The organism is Candidatus Izemoplasma sp. (assembly GCA_036172455.1).
Classification (GTDB): Bacteria; Bacillota_I; Bacilli_A; order Izemoplasmatales; family Izemoplasmataceae; genus JAIPGF01.
The window spans coordinates 472,879-492,834 of record JAXKVY010000001.1; the positions used below are offsets into that span (position 1 = coordinate 472,879).

At 33.6% G+C, this 19,956-nt stretch carries 18 protein-coding genes; 9 read left to right on the top strand and 9 right to left on the bottom strand.

From position 1 onward, the window contains the following. Positions 1–51 precede the first annotated feature (51 nt). Positions 52–1,422, bottom strand: a complete 1,371-nt coding sequence (gene dnaA / locus UMR38_02225; GenBank protein MEC9484676.1) for a chromosomal replication initiator protein DnaA — start codon at positions 1,420–1,422, stop codon at positions 52–54. Between the two features lie 410 nt (positions 1,423–1,832). Between dnaA and rpmH the strand changes: the two genes are divergently transcribed. The 8 genes from rpmH to UMR38_02265 all read left to right on the top strand — a co-directional run bounded on the left by rpmH (position 1,833) and on the right by UMR38_02265 (position 10,951). After that, on the top strand, positions 1,833–1,970 hold the full coding sequence (gene rpmH / locus UMR38_02230; GenBank protein ID MEC9484677.1) for a 50S ribosomal protein L34: 138 nt from the start codon (positions 1,833–1,835) through the stop codon (positions 1,968–1,970). Positions 1,971–2,072: 102 nt separating this feature from the next. Beyond that, complete coding sequence (rnpA, locus tag UMR38_02235; protein MEC9484678.1) at positions 2,073–2,408, top strand: ribonuclease P protein component; 336 nt, start codon at positions 2,073–2,075, stop codon at positions 2,406–2,408. Between the two features lies 1 nt (position 2,409). Continuing rightward, the gene (locus UMR38_02240) at positions 2,410–3,309 is read left to right on the top strand and encodes a YidC/Oxa1 family membrane protein insertase (GenBank protein ID MEC9484679.1); all 900 of its coding nucleotides are present in this window, start codon (positions 2,410–2,412) and stop codon (positions 3,307–3,309) included. Between the two features lie 13 nt (positions 3,310–3,322). Further along, entirely contained in the window at positions 3,323–3,928 is a 606-nt protein-coding gene (gene jag, locus UMR38_02245; GenBank protein MEC9484680.1) for an RNA-binding cell elongation regulator Jag/EloR, read from the top strand. Position 3,929: 1 nt separating this feature from the next. After that, a complete protein-coding gene (gene pth / locus UMR38_02250; GenBank protein ID MEC9484681.1) occupies positions 3,930–4,496 on the top strand; it encodes an aminoacyl-tRNA hydrolase in 567 nt (188 codons plus the stop codon). Positions 4,497–4,614: 118 nt separating this feature from the next. Then, positions 4,615–8,064: a transcription-repair coupling factor gene (gene mfd, locus UMR38_02255; protein MEC9484682.1), complete on the top strand. Its 3,450-nt coding sequence runs from the start codon at positions 4,615–4,617 to the stop codon at positions 8,062–8,064. A gap of 181 nt (positions 8,065–8,245) precedes the next feature. After that, positions 8,246–9,658, top strand: coding sequence for an NAD(P)/FAD-dependent oxidoreductase (locus UMR38_02260; GenBank protein MEC9484683.1), 1,413 nt, complete (start codon positions 8,246–8,248; stop codon positions 9,656–9,658). Between the two features lie 9 nt (positions 9,659–9,667). Beyond that, positions 9,668–10,951 carry an adenylosuccinate synthase gene (locus UMR38_02265; GenBank protein MEC9484684.1) on the top strand — a complete coding sequence of 428 codons (1,284 nt, stop codon included), beginning with the start codon at positions 9,668–9,670 and terminating at the stop codon, positions 10,949–10,951. A gap of 21 nt (positions 10,952–10,972) precedes the next feature. Here the strand turns inward: UMR38_02265 and aroF are convergent, their stop codons facing one another. Genes aroF through UMR38_02305 form a run of 8 tightly spaced genes read right to left on the bottom strand, consistent with a single transcriptional unit; the run spans position 10,973 to position 18,095 of the window. After that, positions 10,973–11,989: a 3-deoxy-7-phosphoheptulonate synthase gene (gene aroF / locus UMR38_02270; GenBank protein ID MEC9484685.1), complete on the bottom strand. Its 1,017-nt coding sequence runs from the start codon at positions 11,987–11,989 to the stop codon at positions 10,973–10,975. A gap of 4 nt (positions 11,990–11,993) precedes the next feature. Continuing rightward, positions 11,994–12,425 (bottom strand): type II 3-dehydroquinate dehydratase, encoded by a 432-nt coding sequence (locus UMR38_02275; protein MEC9484686.1) that lies wholly within the window; start codon positions 12,423–12,425, stop codon positions 11,994–11,996. Then, a complete protein-coding gene (locus tag UMR38_02280) occupies positions 12,397–13,662 on the bottom strand; it encodes a shikimate kinase (protein ID MEC9484687.1) in 1,266 nt (421 codons plus the stop codon). Before UMR38_02280 ends, UMR38_02275 begins: the two co-directional genes overlap by 29 nt. After that, on the bottom strand, positions 13,659–13,904 hold the full coding sequence (locus tag UMR38_02285) for a chorismate mutase (GenBank protein ID MEC9484688.1): 246 nt from the start codon (positions 13,902–13,904) through the stop codon (positions 13,659–13,661). The genes UMR38_02280 and UMR38_02285 overlap by 4 nt, the downstream gene beginning before the upstream one ends. Continuing rightward, on the bottom strand, positions 13,892–14,980 hold the full coding sequence (gene aroC, locus UMR38_02290) for a chorismate synthase (GenBank protein MEC9484689.1): 1,089 nt from the start codon (positions 14,978–14,980) through the stop codon (positions 13,892–13,894). Before aroC ends, UMR38_02285 begins: the two co-directional genes overlap by 13 nt. A 4-nt stretch (positions 14,981–14,984) precedes the next feature. Beyond that, positions 14,985–15,986: a 3-dehydroquinate synthase gene (aroB, locus tag UMR38_02295; GenBank protein MEC9484690.1), complete on the bottom strand. Its 1,002-nt coding sequence runs from the start codon at positions 15,984–15,986 to the stop codon at positions 14,985–14,987. Positions 15,987–15,991: 5 nt separating this feature from the next. After that, a complete protein-coding gene (aroA, locus tag UMR38_02300; protein MEC9484691.1) occupies positions 15,992–17,263 on the bottom strand; it encodes a 3-phosphoshikimate 1-carboxyvinyltransferase in 1,272 nt (423 codons plus the stop codon). Beyond that, complete coding sequence (locus UMR38_02305) at positions 17,256–18,095, bottom strand: prephenate dehydrogenase (protein ID MEC9484692.1); 840 nt, start codon at positions 18,093–18,095, stop codon at positions 17,256–17,258. Before UMR38_02305 ends, aroA begins: the two co-directional genes overlap by 8 nt. 146 nt (positions 18,096–18,241) lie before the next feature. On the opposite strand from UMR38_02305, the gene UMR38_02310 reads away from it, so the two are divergent. Beyond that, the gene (locus UMR38_02310; protein ID MEC9484693.1) at positions 18,242–19,912 is read left to right on the top strand and encodes a formate--tetrahydrofolate ligase; all 1,671 of its coding nucleotides are present in this window, start codon (positions 18,242–18,244) and stop codon (positions 19,910–19,912) included. Positions 19,913–19,956: the final 44 nt, after the last annotated feature.

Consider the following 19,956-nt stretch of genomic DNA (forward strand, 5'->3'; position numbering starts at 1 on the left):
TATTTTCTTACTCTATTATAACACAAACAAGCCATATTTTGGTATTTTTTTTTAGTTTTCTCCACATTTAACCATGAGTTTTTCCACATCTTTTTTAACATTGTTATCCATTTCCATTTCATTCCTAATTTTTTCAACGGAATGCATGACTGTTGAGTGGTCTCTATTATTAAAGAAGGACCCTATTTTTTTGTAAGGTAAGTCGTATGTTTTTTTAATTAAATACATACTTACCTGTCTAGGAAAAACGTACTTAGCAGAACGTTTTCTGGAAACCATATCGCTTGTACTAATACGATAATAATCACTGACAACACTCATAATGTTTTTAACTTTATGATTTGTTACATCATTATTTTTAACTTTTGGTTTTATTAAAGTCTCAAGGGCAGCTTCAGCATTTTTTACAGTAAAGTCGAGATTGAAGGCTGTACAATAAAACAACACTCTTTTTAATGCACCTTCTAATTCTCTTACATTATTAGTAAACATACTTGCTATAAATTCAATGACACTTTGAGGTATTAAGTTAGCATCTGATGTTTCTGCTTTTAATTTTTTCTTTAAAATTTTTATACGATGATCTAAATCTGGACGATTAATATCTACCGTAACACCCCATTCAAATCGTGATGTTAAACGAGACATTATATCTTTTAATTCAGCAGCACTTCTATCACTCGTTATAACAATTTGTTTGTGATTACTATGCAATGTTTCAAATAATTTAAAGAATTCTTCCTGCGATTTTTCCTTTTTAGCAAGAAACTGAATATCATCAACGAGTAAAACATCAACATCACGGTATTTATCGTTAAATTCATCAAATTTCTTTTTACTAGCTAACCGAACATATTCTTCAACAAATTGATCTGTTTTTACATATAGAACTTTCGCATTTATATTCCCTTCAAGGACATAGTTACCCACACATTGCATTAAGTGTGTTTTACCTAACCCAACATCACCAAATATATATAGAGGATTTGCAACAATTCCTGGTTGATCAGCAACCTTAATGGCACTTGTGTAAGCTAGTCTATTAGAATTACCTACAACAAAACTATCAAAGGTATAACTGGTGTTTAGGTTGCTGTTTAAGGTTTTTTTTGTTAAATCCTCTGGCTCAGTAATTGAAAATTCTTTTTGATCATCCAATTCTTCTTTAGCCTGATTCTCGGTAATAATCTTAAATTTGTGGATATCTTCAAATTTATGTTTTAAATAGCGGTTTAATTTATTTAAATAAAGCATCTCGATCCGCTTTTTAATAAAATCGTTCGGTGCTATTAAATAAATATAATTGTTTGTCACTTTGAAAATGGTATCGATTGGTTCAAAAATCTCTTGATATACTACATCATCTAAATCGTCTTTAACTTGTGATTTTATGTCATTCCAAACAAGCATAAATTGATCCATCTATTTCACCTCTTGCTTTCGTAAACAATATATCATATAATTTAGTGGAAAAGAACGAAAACTTATACACTGATAATGTGGAAAACTTTAATTGTCCACACCCATTATCAACAATACGTGTAATGGGAAAGCCCTTTTTGTAGGGACTAAAGAACCTTTTCCACAAAGGTGTTAAAAATTTGTAGACACTTTCCACTTATCCACAATTGCATTTATGGAAATATAGGAATAAAGCCAAATCACGGTGTGGAAAACTTTTTTTAAAGTGCTGTTTTATTTATAATAATTTGTGATTAATTTGAGTTTATTATAGGTTAGCGATAGATTTTTTTTGTTTATAGTTGACATCAAACTAATATATATATATAATAGCATAGCATGGTTACAATGAAACTAGGAGGTGTTGATTCATGTCTAAAAGAACATATCAACCAAACAAGCGTAAAAAAGCGAAAAAGCATGGCTTCTTCTCAAGAATGAAAAGCAAAAATGGTAGAAAAGTATTAAAAAGAAGACGTGCAAAAGGTCGTAAGCAACTAACCAAATAAGTACATATTAAATAAAACCGTAATATATTAATATACCCGAACCCACCTGAAAAATATATATTCATATTTTTTTGGTGGGTTTTATAATGGTTGGTGATTACAATGGATAAAGCACATCGAATTAAAGAAAACAGTGAGATAAAAGAGTTAATAAAGCATAAACATAGTGCGGGAAACCGATACTTTGTTATATACAAAAAAAATAACCATGACACAACTCATTATCGCTTTGCTGTTAGTGTATCAAAGAAATTTGGTAATGCTGTTAAAAGAAACTTGGCGAAACGTCGTGTTCGAGAGATTATTCGTATGCAACAAATTGAGCAACCAGTAGATTTGTTTGTGGTTATCAAGAATAATGCGTCGAATTTGACGTTTCAAGAACAACAAAAACAATTAATGTATTTGTTGAGAAAACTAAAAATAATAGGTGATTAAAATGACGAAGCAAAGAAGAATACAATTGCTTGCTGTTACTGTCATTCTTGTAGTACTACTAAGTTCATGTAGTGGAGGAACGACAATGTATAAGCAACCAATTGGTGTTGAAGGTGGATGGGGATGGTTACAATGGATCATTACTCATATCGCTGATTTTACATATTGGGTAAGTCAACAATTAGGACATAACTATTGGGCTGGATTAATCGTTGTAACATTAATTATTCGTTCAATTGGATGGCCAATTTATGCGAAAAGTAATGCTATGACAATGAATATGCAAGCGGCTCAACCTGAACTAAACAAAATACAAGAAAAATACAAAGGTAGAGATGATGAAGTCAGCCAAAGAAAAATGCAACAAGAGACTTTGGCTGTATACAAGGAATATAATATTAACCCATTAGGATGTTTATTACCTTTCCTACAAATGCCAATCTTCATCGCAATGTATCAAGTTGTAAGAAGAATGCCTTTATCAAATGGAATTGCAGAAGGTGCTCGTGATTATGCAGCATTGGACTATACATTCTTTGGCATTGATTTAAAATCAGGTATTATTTGGGCAGATGGATTCTTTGGTGTATTTCCAGAAATTATCTTACCTATCTTAGTAGGAGTGTTAATGTTTGCTTACCAACGCTATTCTATGAAGAAACCTGATTACTTACAAAACAAAAAATATCAAACTGAACAAGCTGCTAAATCACAGCAACAAATGAAGTATATGTCTTATTTTATGGTCTTCATGTTAGTGAGTATCGCAGTAACAAACAATGGTATCGCTTTATATTGGATTGTAGGGAATGCCTTCCAATTCTTCCAAACTTATATTACACGTAAAATATCGTACAAAAAACATATGGAAATGGAAAAAGAGAAGAAAGTAATTTTGTGAGAAGGATGATACAATGAAAGAATTAGAATTCGAAATAAAAAATGTGGATGATGCACTAGATTATGCCGCAAAAGAAATGCGCCTAGATAAGTCATATTTAGATGTCGAAGTTATTAATAAAAAAGGTATGATTATCAAAACATATATATGCAAGGCGACCGTAAAAGTTGATCCTGCTGAAATTGCATTTGAAACACTTGAAACAATTTTTAATACAATGGAGATTGATGCCAATATTGAAATGCGTGTACGTGATAATAAGATTGAGTATAAGATTGAAACAGATGAAAATCCTTTATTAATAGGAAAAGGTGGTAAAACACTAGAGCGTATTCAATACTATATTCGTAACCTAATAAATCAATTTTATGATAATCACACCATCGTTCAGGTTGATATAGGTGGTTATAAAGCCAATCGCAAAAAACAACTTGAAATTTTAGCTACTAAAACAGCTAAAAATGTTGCACGGTCGAAAGTTGAAGCTAGATTAGATCCAATGAATGCATATGAAAGAAGAATTATACACACGAAATTAGCCGATTGGCGCGATGTCTCAACAGTGTCTAAAGGAGAAGGAAATAATCGCCACGTAGTTATTAAACCAAAGAGGCGATAACATGAAATGTGTTATTGGATTAGGAAATCCAGGGCGTAAATATGCTTATACAAGACACAATATAGGGTTTATGGTACTAGATCATATTGCCCATGTTCATCGTTTAAGTTTTAAAAAAGATAATAAATTTAAAGGTGAAATTGTTAAATTTAAAGACACACTCCTGTTAAAACCTCATACGTTTATGAATCTAAGTGGTGAAAGTCTCCAACAAGTTATTTCATACTATGATATTGCGATTGAAGATATTTTAGTTATTTATGATGATTTAGCTTTAGAGGTGGGTAATATCCGGCTTCGCCCCAAAGGGGGAAGTGGAGGTCACAACGGTATAAAGTCAATCATTAATCATCTAAATACAAAATCGTTTAAACGACTACGTGTTGGTATTGGGAGTAATCCTTTAATTGAAGGCAAAGATTACGTTTTAGGTAAATTCTTAAAACAAAATCAATCAGTTATTGAAGAGGCTATAAAAATATCAAGAGAGATTGTTGAAGATTTTGTAAATGATGTCCCATTTAACAATATCATGAATCAATATAACCAAACACAAAAACAAGAATAAGCCCAAAAAATGGGCTTTTTTTCTTGCTAGGATAAATACATTGTGATACTATTATTATGCAAATTAGCGAATCCCCCTAAGTTTAGGGATTTCGCCAATTGTACGTGGAGGTGTTATTATGAAACCGATATTGAATTATCTTAAAGCAACCCCTTTTTATAGACAATATAACCAACAATTAAGACAAGTAGCAGAAAGCCATATTATTAACTCAAATGATGCTATTAATACATTATTAGTAGGAGCTTATTTTGACGAACATAAAGAATCTATGGTGATTGTGACGCCAAATATCTATAAGGCTCAAAAAGTCTATGAAAGACTAGGTAATGTTATACCAGAAGATCAATTAACCTTCTTCCCACAAGATGAGTTTATGACCACAGAGATGCTTGCCATGAGTACAGAGTTTAAAGTTGAAAGAATGAATACAGTCGCAAAAATATTAGAAGATAAACCGTTGATTGTCGTAACTAATACGACTGGATTCACAAAAGAACTTATTCCTTTGAAATCATGGGAAAAGGCTATATTAAAGCTTTTTAAAGGAAAAATCATTGAAGTAGATGAACTTGTAGAGCAACTCGTTCATCTAGGATATCAACGGGAAGACATTGTTGAAAACCAAGGGGAATTTAGTGTTCGGGGAAGTATTATAGATGTCTACCCCATTAATCAAGCGGAGCCAATTAGAATCGACTTTTTTGATAATGAAATCGATACGATGAGAAAGTTTGAGACGGATACACAACGTTCTACAATTAAAATAAAGACATACGATGTGTTTCCGATATTTGAATTTTTCTATTCAGATAAGACATTTGAAGAGATAAAAGCGCAAGTAAATGAGACTGCGAAAGATTTTGATAAAAAATCACAACAACGTATTGAAGAAGAACTCAACCAATTAGAACATCGTCATGAAATGGATAATCTATATAGATACATGATATTTGTTTACGATCATCAAGAAACGATTAGCGATTACTTAGGTAATAATGTCGTAGTTTTTTGGAATCACCAACAGGTATTAGATAATTACGATAATATACTTCATGACATAACTGAGTGGTATCAAACGACAAATGACTATCCTAAGTTAGGGTTTAAATTCATTAAAGACATTGATCATGTATACAATGGGAAAACCCTTAAATTAGACGTTTTTGGAGATAAAGTTAATAAGGATAATAATCAAATTAATGTCAAATCAAAAGAAGTTACTGAGTACAATGGTAATCTCAAAATGTTGATGGAAGACTTAAAAAAGTATGATGGATTCACAACAACAATCCTGACATTTAACTCGCATCAAAAACTTGTTGATTTTACCAAATTAATTGAAGATAAAATATCTTATCAAATCATTGGGAACAATGATAGTATCTCTCCAAAACAACTGAATATTATTGAAAGTGACTTTAACAATCCAATTGAGTTTTTTAGTATTAATACAATATTTCTGTCAGAAGCAGGCATATTTCATAAAAAACAAACAAAGAAAGCTAAGTTCAAGTCATCTTTAAAGGATACAAAAAAAGTATCGACAGTTAATGAACTGAAAAAAGGTGATTTGATAGTCCATTATGATCACGGTATTGGGCGATTTTTAGGCGTTAAAGAAATGTCTTTAGGCGATCGTACCAATGATTATGTCCATATTGCTTATAAAGGGGACGATTCACTTTATATCCCTGTTGAGAATATTCATTTAATTCAAAAATATGTAGCAAGCGAAGGTAAGAAGCCAAAAATCAATCGCCTAGGCGGTACAGCTTGGGCAAAAACCAAACAACGTGTCCGTAAACGCGTAAAAAATATTGCAGATAAACTGATTAAATTATATGCAGAGCGTGAAAAAGCAGAAGGATTCGCCTATAGTGAAGATACAGAGTTACAAAAAGAGTTTGAGCGAGAATTTCCATACATTGAAACTGATGATCAATTATCTGCGATTAAAGACATTAAAGTGGACATGGAAAAACCTGTGCCAATGGATCGTTTACTATGTGGTGATGTAGGGTATGGGAAAACAGAAGTTGCTATGAGAGCAGCATTTAAAGCAGTGTTAGATAACAAACAAGTTGCTTATCTAGCCCCGACAACCGTATTATCAAGACAACACTTTTATACATTTAAGGAACGGTTTGATCAGTTTGGCATTAAAATTGGTCTATTAAATCGTTTTGTAACAAAAGCAGTACAACGGGATATCATCCAAAAAGCAAGTGTTGGAGATATTGATATCGTGATTGGAACCCATAGGCTACTATCTAAAGATATGCAATTTAATGACTTGGGATTATTAATCATTGATGAGGAACAACGGTTTGGTGTTGAGCATAAGGAAATTATAAAACAGATGAAAGTTAATATCGATGTGCTATCATTGAGTGCCACCCCAATTCCTAGAACCTTACAAATGGCTATCATGGGTGTTAAGAATATGAGTTTACTTGAAACACCACCATTGAATAGATATCCGATTCAAACCTATGTTCTTGAAAGAAACGACTCAGTCATTCGCGATGCCATTCAACGGGAAATGGCTAGAGATGGACAAGTATTCTATTTATATAATCGTGTTGATGACATTCAAAGTGTGGCTTACCGTATACAAAGATTATGTCCTGAAGCGCGTGTTATTTATGCCCATGGTAAAATGAGTAGATTAAAGCTTGAAGAAGTGATCACAGCATTTATAGACAATGAATACGATGTATTAGTATCCACAACAATTATTGAAACAGGTATTGATATTCCTAATGCCAATACATTACTCGTACATGATGCAGATCGTCTTGGCTTAGCTCAATTGTATCAGTTAAGAGGACGAGTAGGACGCTCGAATCGGATAGCCTATGCATACTTAATGTACCAAAAAGACAAAACGCTAACAGATGAAGCGACAAAGCGTCTTAAGGTTATTAAAGAGTTTACAGAACTTGGATCTGGTTTCAAGATAGCGATGAGAGATTTGTCTATTCGTGGTGCGGGAGACATTTTAGGGACGGAACAATCTGGATTTATGGATAGTGTTGGAATTGATTTATTTCTAGATATGTTAAAAGAAGAAGTTGATGCAAGACAATCTGGTAAAGCCGTATCACTTGAGAAACCGGATGAACAATCTAATATTCGTCTTCAAGTTGATAAATACATTGATACAAATTATATTCAAAATGACTATGTCAAAATAGAAATGCATAAGAAAATAGCTAAAATAACGGCTATTGATGATATTGAACAACTAAAAGAAGAGTTCACCGATCGCTTTGGTGCGCCGAATGAAGACATTATACTCTATATGTATGAAAAATTATTCGAACACCTTGCTTCAAAGGTGGGTATAGAAAAAGTGAGAGAGACAAAAACTAATATAACTTTCACTCTCTCAACAGAAAAATCAAAGGATATTAATGGAGAATACCTATTTAATAGAGCCAATGAAATTAGTCCATACATACGCTTTTCATATCGCTTAGACAAACTAAATATAATTATTGACACAGTAAAACTAAATACCCATTATCTCTATACAATTGTTGCATTATTACAAATAATGTAATTAAGGGAAATCGCTATATAGAGGCCTATATAATAATGTGTAAGCCAAAGATTATAATTGGTTATTGACACGTCTTATTGACAATGTTACTATACAAATGGAGAAAACTTATGACGCATCAAACCCCATTTATAGTGATCCTATAAAGATGATGCGTCTTTTGCTTTTTTTAGGAGGAATTATGAAAGATTACTATGATGTTGTCATTGTTGGAGCTGGCCCTGCGGGGATTTTTGCCGCATATGAGCTTAAGCAAAAAAATCCTGATGTGGACGTTTTATTATTAGATAAAGGGTTAGATATATATGATCGTAAATGCCCAATTTTAGAGAAAAAAATAACAAAATGTCCAGTCAACAAAAAGGGCGTAAGTGGGTGCTATCCTGCTTGTTCAATCACAAATGGATTTGGCGGTGCAGGAGCGTATTCCGATGGGAAGTTTAATATTACCAGTGAATTTGGTGGGTGGATGACTGATTACCTTGAAAAATATGAAGTTGAGCAATTAATCCAATATGTTGATCAAATCAATTTAAAACATGGAGCAACACATACCATAACAGATCCCACAACACAAAAAGTAAAAGAAATTGAACGCCGAGGATTAGCCTCTGGATTAAAACTATTACGTGCAAAAGTACGACATCTAGGTACAGAGGACAATTTAGAGATTTTAAAGAGTATTTACACATATTTATCAAATAAAATCACCATGATTTATAAAACGGAAGTCACAGATTTATTAGTGGAAAATCGCTTGGTTAAAGGCGTAGTTACAAAAGACAATATCATCAAATGTAACCAAGTGTTGATTGCGCCAGGCCGTGATGGTTCGAGTTGGTTAACCGAACTAAGTAAACAATATGACATTCCACAAACAGCAAACCAAGTTGATATAGGCGTACGGGTAGAAACAAATGATGAACTCATGGAAGAGATTAACACAAACTTGTATGAAGGAAAATTTATTTACCGCACAAGCGTTGGAACAACGGTTAGAACGTTTTGTTCTAATCCTAGTGGACATGTGGTTATTGAAAACCATAGTGGGACAATGCTGGCAAATGGGCATTCTTATCGAGATCCCAAATTAGGAAGCCATAATACAAACTTTGCCTTACTTGTCTCACATAAATTTTCAAAACCCTTTAGTGAACCTAATGAGTTTGCTCATGAAGTTAGCCGATTAGCAAATAAATTAAGTAATGGTTCAATAATTGTACAAACTTATGGGGATATTAAGCGAGGGAGACGAACGACAGAAAAACGGTTAAAAGAGAGCTTTGTTGATGCTACATTAAAAGAAGCAGTTCCGGGAGATTTAGGGTTGGTATTACCGTATAATACCATGAAATCATTGATTGAAATGGTAGAAGCCCTTGAAAATGTCACACCAGGTATTGCCTCTGATCATACCTTGTTCTATGGCGTTGAAGCGAAATTTTATAGTGCAAGGCCAGAACTCAATAAGCATTTTGAATCACCAGTAAAAGGACTATATTTTGGTGGTGACGGTGCTGGGATAACGCGAGGTTTAGCGCAGGCTGGTGCAAGCGGTGTTTGGATTGCAAGAGATATATTGAGACAATATTAGGAGGATAATATGAAAAATGTTGTTATTGTAGGTACACAATGGGGAGATGAAGGAAAAGGGAAAATTACTGACTTTCTCGCAGGGAAAGCTGATGTCGTTGTCAGGTTCCAAGGGGGAAACAATGCAGGACATACTATTACATTCGATGGAAATAAGTATGCTTTACATCTCATTCCATCTGGCATTTTTAGACAAGATGCTATGAATATCTTAGCTAATGGGATGGTAATCAACCCAAAAGCATTATTAGAGGAGTTAACAATGCTTCACAATAATGATATTACTGAGTATAATTTAGCAATTAGTAATAGAGCACATGTTTTGCTTCCTTATCATATCCAGTTAGATCAATTATATGAAGATTTGAAGTCTAATGAAAAAAAGGTGGGGACAACCAAAAAGGGTATCGGGCCAGCATATATGGATAAAGTTAGTCGTACCGGCATTAGAATGGCGGACTTCATCGATGAAGAGACATTTTATGATAAATTATCTGATAATATTACATATTATAATAAGTTATTTAAATTGTATGACTACCCGATATTCGATATCGACACAGTTTTTAATGAATACAAAACATATGCTAAAGAGATAAAGGCGCTTGTAAGAGATACGAGCTTATTACTTCATCAATATAATGAAAACAATAAAAAAATAGTTTATGAAGGAGCTCAAGGGAATCTGTTATGTATCGATCATGGAACATATCCATACGTGACATCGAGTTCTCCAACAGCTGCTTCCGTTCCGCTTAATACAGGGATTTCCCCTCAATTTATTACAGATGTTGTAGGCATCACAAAGGCATACTCTACTCGCGTTGGTAGTGGATACTTTGCAACTGAGTTTGAAGATGATGTGGCAAAACAAATTCGAAAAACAGGAAATGAATTTGGGACCACTACTGGTAGACCAAGACGTATTGGGTGGATAGATACTGTTGTTTTAAGACATTCTAAGCGTGTCAGTGGGATAAATCACTTAAGTGTTATGTTACTAGATGTATTAACTGGCATTAAGAAATTAAAAATCTGTGTTGCTTACACATTAGACGGAGAAAAGATTGATTATATTCCAGCTAATATCAAAGACTATAACCGTTGTAAGCCGGTTTATGAGACACTTGATGGTTGGAATGAAGACATAACTAAAACAACTAAATTGAGCGATTTACCATTAAATGCAAAAAAATATTTAAATCGAATTTCAGAGTTAACTAACATACCTTTATCTATATTCAGTGTGGGACCGGATAGAAAACAAACTATAATACTTAATGACATCATATAAAAATATCCTAGGAATTATCTCCTAGGATATTTTTTTATTTAAAACGGTTGTAAGATTGTTTGCTTTCTGCATTAGATCATCAAACTTTTTCGGTTTAAGTGATTGTGCTCCATCACTAAGTGCATTTTCTGGTTCATGATGGACTTCTATAATTAATCCATCGGCACCAGCAGCTATACTTGCCATTGATAAACTTTCTACTAGATCCCAATGTCCGGCGGCATGAGAGGGGTCGATGATAACTGGTAAATGGCTTAGTTTTTTTATTATAGGGATTGTTGATATATCGAGAGTATTACGGGTATAAGGTTCAAATGTACGTATACCACGTTCACATAAAATAACATTTTCATTTCCCCCAGCCATGATATATTCAGCGCTCATTAACCATTCTTCAATGGTATTAGAAAAGCCTCTTTTTAACAAGACAGGAATATTTAATTTACCAAGTTCCTTAAGTAATGCAAAGTTTTGCATATTCCGTGCACCAATTTGAATAATATCGACATATTCTAGAAATTCTGGAATATGGTCTTTATCCATTAATTCTGAGACGATCGGCATGTTATATTTTTGGCCAACATCATGTAATATCTTTAATCCTTCTTTTCCCATACCTTGGAATGTATAAGGACTTGTACGGGGTTTATAAGCCCCACCTCTTAAGATATGAGCACCACTTTCTTTTACTGCTTTTGCGATTATCTCAACTTGCTCTTTGGATTCAACACTACATGGTCCAGCCATGACAGTGAGATTAGAGCCACCTATTGTGATATCTTTCACTTTTATTAAGGTATCTTCACTTTTTAGTTTTCGATTTACTTTTTTAAAAGGTTCTTGAATTCTAATAACACTATCGACACTTTCAAATGCATATAAGCTTCTTGTATCGAATTGTGCCGTATCACCAACGACTCCGAAAATGTGGTAGGTTTCTCCAACACTATCGTGTATTTCGAATCCTTTTGCTTTCAAGTGATTTTGAACTTTTTCAATCTGTTCTTTTGTTGATTGTTTCTTCATTTTAATAATCATTGTTTTAACCTTCTTCTTTTATTAAGTATTTGATTCCATCTAGATAACTGCTAAATCCATTACCTTGAAAAGTTTTAAGGCAAGCGTCTTTGATGACTGAATGTTGTCTAAATATTTCTCTTTTTGAAATATCTGAGAGGTGGACTTCTATGACAGGAACACCTATAGATTTTATGGCATCATGCAAGGCATATGAATAGTGGGTAAGCGCTCCAGCATTAAGTATAACGCCATCAAAATGCTCATGCGCATAATGTAATAAATCAATAAGAACTCCTTCAAAATTACTTTGTTTTATATCAAGTGTAATACCCTTTTCACTTGCGTAATCTTGTAGTGTATTTTCTAAATCTTGATAGGTCTTTTCACCATATACATTCGGTTCACGAATACCTAACATATTTAAGTTAGGTCCATTCAATACTAGTATATTCATTTAATGCCACCACCATCTTATTTAAAATTATATCTACATCTAAAGTATCCTTTTTTATAACAATATCTGCAGCGTTTATGTAGGTATTGTAACGTTTATTATATAATATCTCAAGTGATTTGTTATCTTTTAGTAATGGCCGATTTTTAGAGCAGAACCTTTTTAGCATAGAGAGTGGTGTATCAATAAAAATGACTATTCCATTACTCCTTAAAGCATCAATATTTTGAACGCTTGTTATAACACCACCGCCACAGGATATGACATAGTTATGTTCTTTTGCGTAATGTAATACTACTTTAGACTCAATATTTCGAAAATAGTTTTCTCCTTTATCTTCAAATATTTTCGGAACAGGTATAGATTCTTTTTTTTCAATTTCTTGGTCTATATCAACCAATTTCATATTTATTAAGTTAGATAATTTCTTACCATAAAGCGATTTTCCAGACATAGGCATACCAATAAGAACAATATTATAACGGCTTTTAAGAAGCCTTTTATAATAGTGATTAATATGATCAAGAGAGATTGTTTTATTGTGAAAAATTTCAATTGCTTTTATAGCTTGCATAACCAGCATATATAGACCATTAACTGTTTTTACATTATACTGCTCTGCTTCTCTCAATAGTGTCGATTTAAGTGGATTATAGATAACATCAACCACCACACTAACCGGAGTATTATTTGAAAACTTGATTGGTAGATGTGCCAAAATGTTTGGATACATGCCAACAGGTGTCGCATTAAATATGATGTCATAGTCTAATGTATTTAATGCATTTAAGTGTATTTGATTAGCACGAGGGTGTCTAGCTGCAACTGTGATTTTATTTGTATTATTCTGATTACAGTAATATTCAATTGTTCTTGCAGTAGAGCCATTTCCTAGAATTAATACTTTTTTATTATCTACACTAATATTATGATAATTACATAATGATTTTAGTCCAAAGTAATCAGTATTATATCCGATCAGTTTTCCTTTTGAATTAAGTATGGTATTAACTACCCCAATTGCTCTTGCTTCTTCCGATAGTTCATCAAGAAAAGGAATAACATCCTTTTTGTAGGGGATTGTAACATTAACACCAGTAAACTTTTTATCGGACATAAATTGAGATATCTCATCTAGCTCGATTAAGTCATAATTAGAATTTGTGAAATGTTCGTGAATTTCTTTTGAAAAGCTATGTGATAAATGTTTACCTATAAGACCAAAGTGAGTTTTCAATTTTGGACATCCTTACTCGTCTTAAGAATGGTTTTATAAATTTCTTTGATTTGTGGGTAATTGCTATATCTAGACGTTTTATCAAATATCTCTTGTTCTCTATTTGAATGTAATACAGGTAGATTATATTTCTTTTTATATTCCCCAACAGCACGTGATAAGTTAAAACGTTGTTCAAGCAATGCCATAATTTTAGAATCAAGATCGTCTATTTTATTTCTTAACGTACTTAAATCATCCATGAATATCCCTCTTCTTTTGTTAAGACTTCTACGAGTGCATAGGCTGTCATAGCATTGATCACATGGACAACGCGATGGACGATTGCTGGATCATGACGGCCTTCTAGTTGATAGGTCATAGTTTCTTTTGTCTTATAATTTACGGTCTTTTGATGTTTACCTATTGAGGCAGTTGGCTTAACAGCGGTTTTAAAGACAATCGGCATGCCATTGGAAATACCCCCTTGTATACCTCCAGAGTTATTTGTTTTTGTAACAATTTTATCATTTTGTATTGTGAAAGGATCATTTGCTTCTGATCCATAAAGTGTTGTGATGTCGAAGCCCTTACCAAAGGATAAACCTTTGATGGCAGGAATACTGTAAAGGTGTTTAGCTAGGGTACTTTCTAGAGTATTGAAATATGGCCCCCCAATACCAGCTGGCATATTTAATATCGCTGTTTCAATGGTCCCACCAACACTATCTTTATTTTCCTTAGCTGTTAAAATTGTCTTTTCATAGTGAGGAAGAATGGTATCGTCAATTACTGGGAAAGCGCTATTTAGAAGTGATTTAAGATTTTCTTTAGTGATGTTATCTAGTGTAAAAGAAGCATCGTTCACTTCTTTAATGGATGCAATATGAGAAGCAATAATTATATTTTTTTGTTCTAGTAATTGTCGGCATATTGCTCCTAAGATAACTAATGGTGCTGTAATACGGCCAGAAAAATGACCTCCTCCACGATAATCATGGTTAGAACGATATTTTATATGAGCAGTATAATCGGAATGGGATGGTCTTAAAATATCTTTGTTATAATCTTTAGACTTAGTATCTTTGTTAGGGATTACAATAGTTAGAGGGGTTCCTGTTGTTTTATCTTGAAAATACCCACTTATGATTTGATATGGGTCGGGTTCACGTCTTTTTGTAGATAAAGATGATGTCGGACGTCGTTGTTCTAACGCGTTATTAATCATATTTAAATCTAGTTTAATACCAGCAGGTAAGTTGTGAATCGTAATACCAATCATTTTTCCATGAGATTCACCGAAAAGACTGATTGGAATTGCATCGCCAATTGTACTCATATCATCACCTCAAATAGTTGTTTATTTCAGTCAATTTAATTGTCTTTATATAGCCATTTCCCACTTCATCTACTAAAATCATATTTAAATGATCATTATAAACTTTTTTATCAGTTTTAATGGCTTTTAAAATAGCGTCTTTTTTATATGAATAATCTAGCGGAAGATTGTAGTGTCTTAATAATTGTGTGAGTGATTCTTCAAAAGGTTTGTCCTTTGCGAGCATATGCATCGCAATAGCGATCGATTCCCCATGAAGTAATTCATATTCTGAGTATTGTTCAATAGCGTGCCCGATGGTATGGCCATAATTTAATAGTTGCCTAACACCTTGATCCTTTTCATCTAAATAGACAATGCGCGCCTTTATGGCTACACATGTTGCTATAATTTCGTCAATAATATTGATAATGTTATTTGTATTTAACCGATGGAATAACTTTGAATCTGATATCAGCCCATACTTGATAATTTCTGCCATACCATTATTAAAATGTCTATTTTCCAATGTGTTTAACGTTTTTGGATCAATTAGGACTTTCTTTGGATGTTTGTATGCCCCAATTGCATTCTTCATTGTAGGGCTATTAACAGCTGTTTTACCACCAACACTACTATCGACTTGAGCGAGAAGCGTTGTTGGAATTTGAACATAGTCTATACCTCGCAAATACACACTAGCTATAAATCCAGCTAAATCACCAACGACACCACCACCTAAAGCAATTAATACATAATCTTTGGTGACGCCATCTTCTATCATTTGTTCGATAATATCTTGCACGACAGGTAGCGATTTTGATTGTTCGCCTGCTTTAAAGAAATAGCTGTGCTTAATTGACAATTGCTTGTGTATTGTTTCATAATATACCTTTGGAATATTATCGTCCGAAATGAGAATGTAATTGCTAGTTTTTGGTAAATAAGGTGTAATATTGCTTAATAAATCGTGTTCAATATACACTGTATAGGTATGATGTTTTGTTTTAACAAAGACTTTTTTCATTGGATTCACTCCTTAATCTCTATAATGCCTCCCAATCGCTTATAATCTTCAAAGAAGGAAGGATAAGATTTATTAACAGCTTTCGCATTCGTTAATGTTACTGGGTTTTTACATACAGTAGTAGCGATTGCCACCATCATTGCGATACGATGATCATTGAATGAGTCGACAGTAACGCCACCTTCTAGATGCTTTTTACCTTTGATAGTGATAGATTCATCATCGTTTGTAATATCAGCCCCTAAGGCTTTTAAAGTAGATACTGTTGAATAAATCCGGTCAGATTCCTTTATTTTTAAGCGATGGGCGTTAATTAATTTTGTTGTCCCCTCACTGACGGAACCTAACAAGGATAGAATGGGGGCTAAATCCGGACAATTTGAAATATCTATAGTGGTTCCTAAAGTGGATTTTTTTGTTATGGTATAGCCATTATCCGTGACTATAGGTTGAGCGTTCATCTGGGTTAAAAAATCAATAATTGCCTTATCGCCTTGGACACTATTTATATTCAGATTATGAATAGAAATACCACCGTTAATCGCACCAGCAACAAAGAAGAACGCAGCTTGAGAAAAATCACCCTCAACAGTATATTGATTACCTTTATATTGCTGATTTCCTTTTATATAATATCGGTTTTCTCTTTCTTTTATGGTGATGTTAAATGATTTTAGCACATCTATTGTTAGGTCGATGTAACTTTTAGATTCTAGTGGACCTTCAACGATGAGTGTGGAATCTCCATCTAATAGAGGAAGTGTGAGCATTAATCCGGTAAAAAACTGGGAACTAACATTCCCTTTTAATATGTATTCACCTGGCTTAATAGAGCCGTTTACCACTATTTTATTATCGGCTATTGTAAGGGTACTGTCACTTTTATTAAAGACATCTTCGTATAATGTCATAGGACGATTTAATAATGACTGACGACCTGTTAATGTGATTGTTTTATCATACAAAGATGTAACGGGTATTAAAAAACGAAGGGTTGAACCACTCTCATTACAGTCAATGGTTTTGGCTTTTAAAAAGCGTTTTTTCTTTGGTTTAATATAGATGCTGGAGTCCTTTATTTTAATCGATGTACCGAGTTTCTTCACAGCGTTTAAAGTAGCTTTTATATCATCAGATAATAAGACATTATATAAAGTAGACGGTTGATCTGATAACGCCGCTGCGATAATCGCACGGTGGGCAACGCTTTTAGAGGAAATAGCGGATATAGAACCATGCAAAGATGTGGGAAATAGCTTAACGACGGTATCATTCATTGTTAATATCCTCTCTTGTCTTAGTCGATTTTTGCATTAGTTTAGTTAAAGTATCTTTATCTTTATTTTGAATGGAATCCCGGATTAAACTCAGTTGATCAATAAAAGTGTCAATATTTCTAGTTAGAAAATCCTTGTTTTCAAAAAATAACTCAGTCCACAATTCATCATTAATCATAGCAATTCGTGTTAATTCCTTATAAGAATCACCAATAAACCGTTTAGTATCAAAGTTATAGGCGTCACTATTCACAAGCGCTACTGCAATTGCATGAGTCAATTGTGAGGTGAATCCTAGAATTTTATCGTGATCAACATCAGAAATTTCTGTAACCGTACTAAATCCCATTTGTTTTGCGAGTGTTTTGATGAGATTTATATGTTCTTCTTTATTACGTGAATGTGGGGTTATAACAAAATTAGCTCCTTCAAATAAATTGGCTTTACTATGGGATATTCCACTCTTTTCACTACCGGCAATGGGATGGGTTAACACGATGTTTATATCGTCATTAAAAAATAAATCTAATTGATTTGTCATGTGTCTCTTTACACCAGCAACATCTACGACAATGGCGTCTTGCTTAAAATTGTTAATGTGCTTTTTAATGAAATCTATTGTTTGGTTAGGATATAGACATACAAAGACAATATCACAGTCTTTTAAAAGTTTCTTTGCACTAATACTGCCTCTATCAACAATATTATGCTTTAGGGCGTAATCTATTGTCTCTTGTTTGATGTCAATACCAACAAGCTCATACCCATAAGGTTTTAAAGCCTTTGCATAAGAGCCACCAATAATACCTAATCCAATTATTCCGATAGTCACTTTCATCACCTACTTATTGTATCTTCATTATACACTATTTAAGGTGAAATGTTGATATAGTTTTGTGTAAGCGTTTTATGTAAGGGTTGATTTATTAAGGGTTTCGTGAAATAATAATAATAGAGAAAATACAAGGAGGTCTCTTTATGAAAACAGATTTACAAATTGCGCAAGAAGCTAAAATGGAGCCCATTAAAGACATCGCGTTTCGATTAGGTGTTCCAGAAGACGCTATTGAATTATATGGTAATTATAAAGCGAAGATTAAGTTAGAACCAGTGCATAAGTTAAAGACAAATAAAAATGGTAAAGTGATACTTGTTACAGCGATTAATCCTACACCTGCGGGTGAAGGGAAATCAACAACAACGGTAGGTCTTGGCCAAGCGTTTCGTGAGATTGGTAAAGAGGCTATCATAGCATTGAGAGAACCTTCGTTTGGTCCTGTTATGGGAATTAAAGGTGGAGCAGCTGGTGGCGGTTATAGTCAAGTTGTTCCAATGGAAGATTTAAATCTTCATTTTACGGGAGATATTCACGCCATTACAACAGCAAATAATGCAATTAGTGCTGTTATTGATAATCACATACATAAGGGAAACCGCTTAAACATTGACCCAAGACGTATTTCTTGGAAACGCGCAATGGATATGAATGATCGCGCATTACGCAATATTGTCATTGGTCTAGGTGGTGTTGGAAACAGTATCCCTCGTGAAGATGGATTTAATATTTCAGTTGCATCTGAGATTATGGCGGTTCTGTGTTTGGCAACTGATCTGAAGGATTTAAAAGAACGCGTTAAACGCATAGTTATAGGATATACGTATGATAGAAAGCCGATTACTGTTGGTGATTTAGAAATGGAAGGTGCCATTGCATTAATCTTGAAGGATGCCATTAAACCTAATTTAGTACAAACATTAGAAAATACGCCTGCATTAGTTCATGGCGGACCATTTGCTAATATTGCACACGGATGTAATAGTATTATCGCAACTAACATGGGACGAAAACTGGCTGATTATGTCATTACAGAAGCAGGATTTGGTGCAGATTTAGGGGCTGAAAAGTTTCTTGATATCAAAGCTGATGAAGCTGGGTTCACACCAAGCGCAGTTGTTATTGTTGCCACAGTACGTGCCCTAAAAATGCATGGTGGTGTGAACAAAAATGACCTTGATGAAGAGAATGTTGAAGCATTGTTAGAAGGTATCGATAACTTAGAAAGACATATTGATACGATAAAAACATTTGGATTACCATATGTTGTAGCGATAAATCATTTTACAAAAGATACAGAAAAAGAAGTATCTGCTTTAACAACATATTTAAAAGATCAAAATCATCCATATGCCATTAGTAAAGTTTGGGCGGATGGAGGAAAAGGCGCAGTTGATTTAGCCCACGAGGTCATCAATGAGATTGAGAATAAAGAGAACCATTTCACACGAATCTATGATAATGAGGATAGCATTGAAACAAAAATAGAGAAAATTGCTAAAAAAGTATATGGGGCAAAAGGTGTTAATTACACCAAAACCGCTAAGCGTCAAATAAGACGATTTAAGCGTCATGGTTGGGACAATTTAAAAATATGCATGGCTAAAACTCAATACAGTGTATCTGACGATGCTAAATTATTAGGAAGACCTAAAGATTTTACGATAACCATTCGTGAACTCACGCCAAGTGTGGGGGCAGGATTCATTGTTGCCTTGACAGGTTCAGTGTTAACAATGCCAGGGCTACCAACACGACCAGCAGCTCTAGATATGGACATAGATGACGATGGACAAGCGAAAGGATTGTTTTAAAAAGGACGTTTGTCCTTTTTTTTAATTATGTATTGTGTTACACA